Here is an 8,776-nt window from a genome sequence, read left to right on the forward strand (position 1 = left end):
GGCGTGTTCATCGGGGGCTTGGGGGCGGTTTGAACATCACGCATCGCTGCGCCGCGCCCCTTCGATGAGGGGCTGCGGCGGGCAGGGTTGGTCAGGCGTCAGGCCGCTGCGGACAGCGTCCCGGTCCCGGCCGACACCAGCGGCACGTTGAAGACATCGTAGCCGAAACACCAGTCGGGGTTCTCGTTGCTGCGCAGCCAGGTGTTGTTGTGCGAGACCAGCTGGACCTTGCTTGCGCGCTCGTTGCGGTTCGCTTCATACAGCGCGAATGCCGAGGCGAAGTCGTCCACGCCGGTCTCGGTGAAGCAGCGCGTAAGCATCGCGGCATCCTCGATCGCCATCGCGGCGCCTTGTGCCATGTGCGGCTTCATCGGGTGGCAGGCATCGCCGAGCAGCACCAGGCGGCCCCGGCTCCACAACGGCAGCGGGTCGCGCTCCAGCAGCGGCCACTTGGTCACTTCGACGGTGCCTTCGATCAGCGACTGCACACCCTCGTGCCAGCCGTCGAATGCGGCGCGCATTTCCTCGATGCTGCTCGGCACCCAGCTCTTGCTCATGTCCCAGTCGGGCTCGGGCACGCCGGTGACGTAGTAGATCTCGTCGAGCTTGCTGGTATCGAAGTAGACCATCATGTGGCGGTCGTCGGTCCACCACTTGGTGCAGCGCTCATGCGTGAAGCCCTTGACGCGCGAGATCGGGAACACCGCGCGATGCGCCACGTAGCCGGTGTACTTGGGCGGCTCGGCGCCCAGCAGCGTCTCGCGGATGCGCGAGTTGACGCCGTCCGCGCCGATCACGATGTCGGCCTCTTCGGCCGTGCCGTCGGTGAAGCGCAACTGCACCACGTCGCCCTGGTCGGTGACGCTGTCCAGCTTCTTGTTGAAGAACAGCGTGTCGGGCGCCACGGCGTCGGTCAGCAGCTTGTGGAAGTCGCCGCGGTGCACGGTCAGGTAGCTGGCGCCGTAGTGGCGCTCCGCGTAGTCGCCCAGCGGGATCTGCGCGATCACCGCGCCGCTCAGGCCGTCGCGGCTGTACCAGTAGTCGGGGTGGCAGCCCATGTCGTTGAGTGCGTCCTCGATGCCGATGCGCCGCATGATCTTCATCACGTTGGGCCCCACATGGATGCCCGCGCCCAGGCGCGAGAACGCCGGTGCCTGTTCATACAGCCTGACTTGGAAGCCGGCTCGCTGCAGCAGGGCGGCCGCGGCCGTCCCTCCGAGTCCGGCGCCGACAACTGCGATTCGCGGTTTGCCTTGCACGTTCTTTCTCCTGGCAATGACACAAGGTCGATGGGGGCTGGGGCGGCCACTCGGCCGACCGTTGAAAACGAGTGTACACACTCAAAATATCAAAGTAAAAGAAGAAATTGATTAACCTATGGAAAACCCTTACTGAAACGTGAAGACGCTCACACATCGCGCTATATCGGTGAATTTGCGCGCAAAAACAGGGACTGGTTAGTTAAGTATGCACTGAACGAGTGAATTCGCGGCGACGCAGATTCTGTTTGCCTAGATAAAGTGTGTACACTACAATCAATCGCGGCATGCAGGGCCGCCAGGGCGAAGCAGGCAGGGTAGACAGACAAACAGATGACGGAGTCGACAGTGCAGAAAGTTTTCCGAATCGGCCAGATCGTGCCGAGCTCCAACACCACCATGGAAACCGAGATCCCGGCGATGCTGGCCGCGCGCCAGCTGGTGCGCCCGGAACGCTTCACCTTTCACTCAAGCCGGATGCGGATGAAGAAGGTGGTCAAGGAAGAGCTGGCGGCCATGGACGCCGAATCCGACCGCTGCGCGGTGGAACTGAGCGACGCCCGCGTCGACGTGCTCGGCTACGCCTGCCTGGTGGCCATCATGGCCATGGGCCACGGCTACCACCGCGTGTCCGAGCAGCGCCTGCAGGCGCATACCGCCGAGAACGGCGGCGACGCGCCGGTGATCACCAGCGCCGGCGCGCTGGTGGATGCGCTCAAGGTGATGGGCGCGAAGCGCATCGCCGTGGTGGCACCCTATATGAAGCCGCTGACCGAGCTGGTGGTCGACTACATCCGTAATGAAGGCTATGAGGTGGTCGACTACCGCGCGCTGGAAATCCCCGACAACCTTGAGGTGGGCCGCCATGACCCGGCGCGGCTGCCGGAGATCGTCGCGCAGATGAATACGGCCGACGCCGATGTCATCGTGCTGTCGGCGTGCGTGCAGATGCCGTCGCTGCCGGCCGTGGCCAAGGTCGAGGCAATGACCGGCAAGCCTGTGGTCACCGCCGCCGTCGCCACCACCTATGCGCTGCTGAAGCGGCTGGGGCTGGAGCCGGTGGTGCCGGGCGCCGGCGCGCTGCTGTCGGGCGCGTACTGAAGGGGGCGGCCATGGCAGACAGCACCTTTCTCTACGGCGCCAACGTGAACGCCAACGGCATCCGCCAGCACTACCTGCGCTATGGCGGGCAGGGCGGCGCGCGCGCGCAGCGCGATGCCGTCATCATCGTGCCGGGCATCACCAGCCCGGCGGTGACCTGGGGCTTTGTCGGCGAGCAGTTCGGGCGGCAGTTCGATACCTATGTGCTCGACGTGCGCGGCCGCGGCCTGTCGCAGGCCGGCGCTGAGCTGGACTACTGCCTCGATGCGCAGGCTGCCGATGTGATCGCGTTTGCCAAAGCGCTTGGCTTGCAGCGCTACGCCATCGTCGGCCATTCGATGGGCGCGCGCATCGGCATCCGCGCCGCGCGCAGCAAGCCGGCAGGCCTGACGCGCCTGGTGCTGGTCGATCCGCCGGTGTCGGGCCCGGGCCGCCGCCCGTATCCGTCGCAACTGCCGTGGTACATCGATTCGATCCGGCTGGCGCAGCAGGGCATCGACGTGGAAGGCATGCGCCGCTTCTGCCCGACCTGGACCGAGGACCAGCTGCGCCTGCGCGCGCAATGGCTGCATACCTGCGACGAGCGCGCGATCCTGGCCAGCTTCAATGGCTTCCATGAGGACGATATCCACGCCGACCTGCCGCACGTCGCCGTGCCGGCCCTGCTGATGACCGCCGGCCGCGGCGACGTGATCCGCGAGGAAGACGTGCAGGAGATGCGCAAGCTGCTGCCCGCGCTGCTGCTTGCGCATGTCGCCAACGCCGGCCACATGATCCCGTGGGACGACGAGGGCGGCTTCTACCGCGCCTTCGGCGATTTCCTGGGTGCGGCGCTGAACTGATCAAGGAGCGAACATGCCCGTAAGCGATTACGACCTGACCGCGGCGTGGAAGCAGGTGCTGACGCTGTCGAAGCTTGAGCCGGGACAGACCGTCACCGTGCTGACCGGCGCCGCCACGCATCCGCAGACGCTGCGCACCGCGATGGTGGCGGCGGCATCGATGGGCGCCATCGTCAACCGGCTCGACCTGCCGCCGGTCAACGGCGAAAAGGCGCTCAGCCGCGACGCGCTGGCCTACCTCGGTACCACGCCGCTCACCGGCAATCCCGCCGCCATCGCTGCGCTCAAGGCGAGCGACCTGGTGCTGGACCTGATGACGCTGCTGTTCTCGCCCGAGCAGCACGAGATCCTGGCGCAAGGTACCAGGATCCTGCTCGCGGTGGAGCCGCCCGAAGTGCTGGCGCGGCTGGTGCCGACCGAGGCCGATCGCGCCCGCGTCAAAGCGGCGACAGCGCGGCTGGGCAAGGCGCGCGAGATGCATATCGTGTCCGACGCCGGCATGGACCTGCGCTGCCGCCTGGGCGAATTCCCGGCGATCAGCGAGTACGGCTTTGTCGACGAGCCCGGCCGCTGGGACCACTGGCCGAGCGGCTTCGTGCTGACCTGGCCGGACGAGGGCGGCACCAACGGCACCATCGTGCTGGACCGCGGCGCCATCCTGCTGCCGATGAAGTCCTATCTCCAGGCGCCGATCCGCATCACGGTCGAAGCCGGCTACGTGCGCAGCATCGAAGGCGGCGTGGACGCCGAGCTGCTGGCCGACTACATGGCCTCGTTCAACGACCCCGAGGCCTATGCCATGTCGCATATCGGCTGGGGGCTGCAGCCGCGCGCCAGCTGGTCGGCGCTGGCGATGTACGACCGCGAGGCCACCATCGGCATGGATGCGCGTGCCTACGAGGGCAACTTCCTGTGCTCGTTCGGTCCCAACAACGAAGCCGGTGGCAGCCGCACCACCGCCTGCCATATCGATATCCCGGTGCGCCACTGCACCGTCAGCCTGGACGGCGAGCCGGTGGTGGTGCGCGGCAAGGTGATGGACGGCCACCACGCGCCGGTCGCTTCTCTCTACAAGGACGCGCGCCATGGATGACGCCGTGCAGACTTACCAGCGTCAGGGCTTCGGCGCGTCGATGGAACTGAAGGCCCCATACGGCCTGCTGATCATCGACTTCGTCAACGGCTTCGCCGATCCGGCGGTGTTCGGCGGCGGCAATATCCCCGAGGCGATCCGCAATACCCAGCCGCTGCTGCGCAGCGCGCGCGAGCAGGGTTGGCCGGTGGCGCATAGCCGCATCGTGTTTGCCGACGACGACAGCGACCACAATATCTTCACGCTGAAGGTGCCGGGCATGCTGACGCTGAAGGAGGATGGCCACAACAGCAAGATCGTGCCGGAGCTGGCCCCCGCGCCGGGAGAGCTGGTGGTGCGCAAGACCGTGCCGTCGGCGTTCTTCGGTACCTCGCTGGCGGCGTGGCTGACGCAGCGCGGCGTGCAGACGCTGCTGGTGGCGGGGTGCGTCACCAGCGGCTGCGTGCGCGCCAGCGTGGTTGACGCGATGTCGCTGGGCTTCCGCCCGCTGGTGGTGTCGGATTGCGTAGGCGACCGCGCGCTGGGTCCGCATGACGCCAACCTGTTCGACATGGCGCAGAAATACGCCACCGTGCTGACGCGCGACGAGGCGCTGGCGCAGGTTGCCGGCGTGCGCGCCGCCGCCTGAGGCGTGGCGATGCGGCCAGGCCTGGCGTCAGCCTGCCGCCGCGCGCCGGCCGCGGGCCGGTTTGCGCGGCGCGGCCGGCGGCGCCACATCCACATCCGGCACCGCGCCGGGCACGGCCACCGCGCGCAGCACCGTCTGCTGGATCACATCGCGCCAGTGCGCCAGCGCGGGCGGGCTCATCATGGGTTCGCCCAGGAAGGCGCTGAGCGTATGATGGTTGGAGTTGTAGAAGTAGCCAAGCGAAGCGATCACCATATAGACATCGCGCGCGCCCGCATCGGGCCGGAACAGCCCCGCGGCCTTGCCGCGCGCGAGGATGCCGTCGAGCACCGACAGCGCGTAGCTGGAGATCTCGCGCAGCCGCACCGACTTCTTCGCGTGCTTGCCCTGGCTCATGTTCTCGCTGATCAGGATGGCGACGAACTCCGGATGGTCGAGGTAGTACTGCCAGACGAAGTCGATCAGCTGCGACAGCGCGCGCACGGGGTCGGCAGCGTCGAGCTCATGTTCCAGCTGCTGCTCGGCTTCATTGAGCTGCAGGTAGATGGTCTCCAGCACTTCAACAAACAGCTTTTCCTTGCTGCCGAAGTAGTAATAGATCATCCGGTCGTAGGTCTTGGCCAGCGACGAGATGCGTTCGATGCGGCCCCCGTCGTAGCCGCGCTGGGCGAAGACCTTGATCGCAGCCTTCAGGATGCGGTCGCGGCTGTCCTGCGCTTGCCTGGCCCGCGTGCCGGCTGGCGCCCGCTTTGCGGTTGGCTTGGGCGCGGTCGTGATCGTCATGGTCGATGCTTGGGCTATTCCACTGTTGGCTTGCAGTATAACGGGCGCCCCGGGGCGCAGCCGGTGAAGGAGATGGCAGAACGATGACGGCAACCAACCTGCAACCCGCGGCACAGGCCGACGCCGACACGCCCCGCACGCTGCGGCTGGCGCTGCTGCAGGCCACCGGCGTGCTGCTGGTGACGCGCGCCCCGCAGGCGGCGCCGCGGCCCGCGCCGGGCCAGCCCGGCGCGGCTTCGGACTACGTGCCGGCGCTGCCGGACATCTTCATTGCCGTGCGCGACAGCGGCGAGGTGCTGGCCTTCAACGGCCACGTCGACCTGGGCACCGGCATCCGCACGGCGCTGGCGCAGATCGTGGCCGAAGAACTCGACGTGCCGCTCGAACGCGTACGCATGGTGCTTGGCCATACCGAAGCCACCCCCAACCAGGGTCCCACTATCGCCAGCGCATCGATCCAGATCTCGGCGCTGCCGTTGCGCCGCGCCGCGGCACAGGCCCGTGCGTGGCTGCAGGCGCGTGCCGCGCAGCACCTCGGCGTAGAGGCCGGCAGGCTGGAGGCAGAGGACGGCATGTTCCGCGATCCCGGCACGCAGGCCAGCATCGGCTATGGCGCGCTGCTTGCCGGCGAGCACCTGGAACTGCCGCTGGCCGAAGACATACCGACCAAGCCGGTCGAGTCCTACCGCATCGTCGGCCGCGCCGCGGGCCGCGTCGATATTCCCGGCAAGGTGCGCGGCGCGCTGACTTTTGTCCACGACGTGCGCGTGCCCGGCATGCTGCATGGCCGCGTGGTGCGGCCCCCATATGCGGGGCGCGACAGCGGCGACTTTGTCGGCAACAGCCTGCTGGAAGTCGACCGCGACTCCGTGCGCGATATACCCGGCCTGGTCGATGTGGTGGTGCGGGGCGATTTTGTCGGCGTGGTGGCCGAGCGCGAGGAATACGCGGTGCAGGCCGCGCGCCGGCTGCGCGTGCGCTGGAAGCCGGTGCCGCCGCTGCCCGCGCTGGACGATCCGGAGCCCGCGCTGCGCGCCAACCCCGCCACGCGGCGCGAGTTGCTGTCCGACGGCGAGCCGCCGGCAAGCGGCGCCGGCAAGGTCTTGCAGCGGCGCTTCGTCTGGCCGTACCAGATGCATGGCTCGATCGGCCCGTCATGCGCGGTGGCCGACTGGCATGACGATGGCCTGACGGTGTGGTCCGGCACGCAGAACCCGCATGTGCTGCGCATCGACCTGGCCAGGCTGTGCGGGCTCGGCGAAGACCGCATCGAGGTCGTGCGCTTGGAGGCCGCCGGCTGCTACGGGCGCAACTGCGCCGACGATGTCTGCGCCGACGCGGCACTGCTGGCGCGCGCGGTCGGGCGGCCCGTGCGCGTGCAGCTATCGCGCGAACAGGAACACCTGTGGGAGCCCAAGGGCGCGGCCCAATTGATGGACGTCAGCGCTACGCTGGGGCCGGACGGCGCGCTGCTTGGCTATGACTTCACCAGCCGCTATCCGTCCAACGATGCGCCCACGCTGGCGCTGGTGCTGACCGGTGCCGTGCCCAACGCGCCGCGCACGCTTGAGATGGGCGATCGCACCGCCGTGCCGCCATACGCGTATGGCGCGCGCCGCATCGGTTGCGACGACACCCCCGCGATCGTGCGCGCGTCCTGGCTGCGTGGCGTGTCGGCGCTGCCCAATGCGTTTGCGCATGAGTGCGTGATCGATGAGCTGGCGGCAGAGGCGGGTGCCGATCCCGTGGATTTCCGGTTGCGGCACCTGCGGGATGAACGTGCCGCGGCCTTGCTGCGTGCCGTGGCTGAAGCGGCTGGCTGGCAGCGGGGCGTGGCCGGGTCGCGGGGCATCGCGGATGCCGATGGCCGGCTGCGCGGCCGGGGCGTGGCCTATGCCCGCTATATCCACAGCCGTTTCCCGGGCTTCGGCGCAGCCTGGTCGGCCTGGGTGGTGGACCTGGCGGTGGATGCCGGCAGCGGCCGCATCACCATCGAGAAGGTGGTGGTCGGGCAGGATACCGGCATGATGGTCAATCCCGACGGCGTGCGCCACCAGATCCACGGCAACGTGGTGCAGACCATCAGCCGGGTGCTGAAGGAGCAGGTGCGCTTCGATGCGGATGGGGTCGCCAGCCGCGAATGGGGCAGCTATCCGCTGCTGACCTTCCCGGAAATCCCGCCGATTGAAGTGGTGCTGATGCCGCGCCAGTCGGAGCCGCCGCTGGGCGCGGGCGAATCGGCCTCGCTGCCGGGCGCGCCGGCGCTTGCCAATGCCTTGTTCGATGCGCTGGGGGTGCGGCTGCGACGGCCGCCGTTCGTCCCTGAGACGGTGCTGGCGGCGCTGAAAAGCTGACTGTTTGCTCCCTCTCCCGCAAGCGGGAGAGGGGAGAAAACCCTCGGCGTCCGTGGACCCTAGACGCCGTTCCCCTCGTCGATCTCACTCATCTTGCGCAGCAGGTAAGTCACCGCCACACGCTCGGCCGGATTCAGGCTGCCGAAGGTCTGCTCCGAGATCTCCTTCGCAAACGGCACGGTCTCGTCGATCAGTGCCAGCCCGTCGGGCGTGACCGTCACCACCACCTTGCGCCGGTCATTGGGATCGTGCGACACCGCAATCAGCTCACGCGACTTCAGCCGGTCGATGATGCCCCGCACCGTGGCCTGGTCGATGGCGGTGGCGCGCACCACCTCGTTCATCGAACACGGCTGGCGGTCCCTGACCGCGCACAGCACCACGAACTGCGCCGCGGTCAGCTGCGAATCCGGGATGGTCTGCTGGAAGATCGCCACATGGCGCTGGTAGGCGCGCCGCAGCAGGTGGCCCACCTGTTCGGTGAAGTCGTAGTCTGCGGCGGTCTTGCCGGAAGGCGGGTCGGAGGGCTGGGGCACGAACCTGGTGCAGTGGGTAAGGTGACCCAGAGTATACCGAGGAAGGGGGCAGGAAAGGTGGCCGGGAAGGTGGCCGGGGCCGCCGGGGTGACGCCCGATGCCATTGCGTCTTTTCGAATACAATCGTCGGGTCGTTTCGCGGGGCCCACGTGCCCGCCCGCTTTCCCCCTGTATTCCCCG

Annotated in this window: 8 protein-coding genes; 5 read left to right on the forward strand and 3 right to left on the reverse strand. The window is 68.0% G+C overall.

The features are described 5' to 3' along the window. Positions 1–98: 98 nt before the first annotated feature. Positions 99–1,259, reverse strand: coding sequence for an FAD-dependent monooxygenase (locus AC3WON_RS30560; RefSeq protein WP_492353426.1), 1,161 nt, complete (start codon positions 1,257–1,259; stop codon positions 99–101). 348 nt (positions 1,260–1,607) lie between these two features. Between AC3WON_RS30560 and AC3WON_RS30565 the strand changes: the two genes are divergently transcribed. From AC3WON_RS30565 to AC3WON_RS30580, 4 genes are read left to right on the forward strand one after another with little or no spacing between them, the layout of a single operon-like run. Next, on the forward strand, positions 1,608–2,360 hold the full coding sequence (locus tag AC3WON_RS30565) for a maleate cis-trans isomerase family protein (protein WP_010812897.1): 753 nt from the start codon (positions 1,608–1,610) through the stop codon (positions 2,358–2,360). 11 nt (positions 2,361–2,371) lie between these two features. After that, the gene (locus tag AC3WON_RS30570) at positions 2,372–3,202 is read left to right on the forward strand and encodes an alpha/beta fold hydrolase (protein WP_492353427.1); all 831 of its coding nucleotides are present in this window, start codon (positions 2,372–2,374) and stop codon (positions 3,200–3,202) included. A 13-nt stretch (positions 3,203–3,215) separates the two neighbouring features. After that, positions 3,216–4,295, forward strand: coding sequence for a 2,5-dihydroxypyridine 5,6-dioxygenase NicX family protein (locus tag AC3WON_RS30575; RefSeq protein WP_492353428.1), 1,080 nt, complete (start codon positions 3,216–3,218; stop codon positions 4,293–4,295). Further along, positions 4,288–4,923, forward strand: coding sequence for an N-carbamoylsarcosine amidohydrolase (locus AC3WON_RS30580; protein ID WP_492353429.1), 636 nt, complete (start codon positions 4,288–4,290; stop codon positions 4,921–4,923). The genes AC3WON_RS30575 and AC3WON_RS30580 overlap by 8 nt, the downstream gene beginning before the upstream one ends. 27 nt (positions 4,924–4,950) lie before the next feature. On the opposite strand, the gene AC3WON_RS30585 is transcribed toward AC3WON_RS30580, so the two are convergent. Continuing rightward, the gene (locus AC3WON_RS30585; RefSeq protein WP_492353430.1) at positions 4,951–5,706 is read right to left on the reverse strand and encodes a TetR/AcrR family transcriptional regulator; all 756 of its coding nucleotides are present in this window, start codon (positions 5,704–5,706) and stop codon (positions 4,951–4,953) included. An 83-nt stretch (positions 5,707–5,789) separates the two neighbouring features. Here AC3WON_RS30585 and AC3WON_RS30590 point away from each other — a divergent pair, with 83 nt between their 5' ends. Continuing rightward, positions 5,790–8,060: a xanthine dehydrogenase family protein molybdopterin-binding subunit gene (locus AC3WON_RS30590; RefSeq protein WP_492353431.1), complete on the forward strand. Its 2,271-nt coding sequence runs from the start codon at positions 5,790–5,792 to the stop codon at positions 8,058–8,060. Between the two features lie 59 nt (positions 8,061–8,119). Here AC3WON_RS30590 and AC3WON_RS30595 read toward each other — a convergent pair whose 3' ends face one another. Next, the gene (locus AC3WON_RS30595; RefSeq protein ID WP_011614798.1) at positions 8,120–8,596 is read right to left on the reverse strand and encodes a MarR family winged helix-turn-helix transcriptional regulator; all 477 of its coding nucleotides are present in this window, start codon (positions 8,594–8,596) and stop codon (positions 8,120–8,122) included. Positions 8,597–8,776: the final 180 nt, after the last annotated feature.

The organism is Cupriavidus sp. FW305-46 (genome assembly GCF_058787075.1).

What these genes read in the sequence shown, in the direction of transcription:
- AC3WON_RS30570 (WP_492353427.1), top strand. Translation starts at nt 2,372, where the DNA reads ATGGCAGACAGCACCTTTCTCTACGGCGCCAACGTGAACGCCAACGGC.
- AC3WON_RS30575 (WP_492353428.1), top strand. Translation starts at nt 3,216, where the DNA reads ATGCCCGTAAGCGATTACGACCTGACCGCGGCGTGGAAGCAGGTGCTG.
- AC3WON_RS30580 (WP_492353429.1), top strand. Translation starts at nt 4,288, where the DNA reads ATGGATGACGCCGTGCAGACTTACCAGCGTCAGGGCTTCGGCGCGTCG.
- AC3WON_RS30585 (WP_492353430.1), bottom strand. Translation starts at nt 5,706, where the DNA reads ATGACGATCACGACCGCGCCCAAGCCAACCGCAAAGCGGGCGCCAGCC.
- AC3WON_RS30590 (WP_492353431.1), top strand. Translation starts at nt 5,790, where the DNA reads ATGACGGCAACCAACCTGCAACCCGCGGCACAGGCCGACGCCGACACG.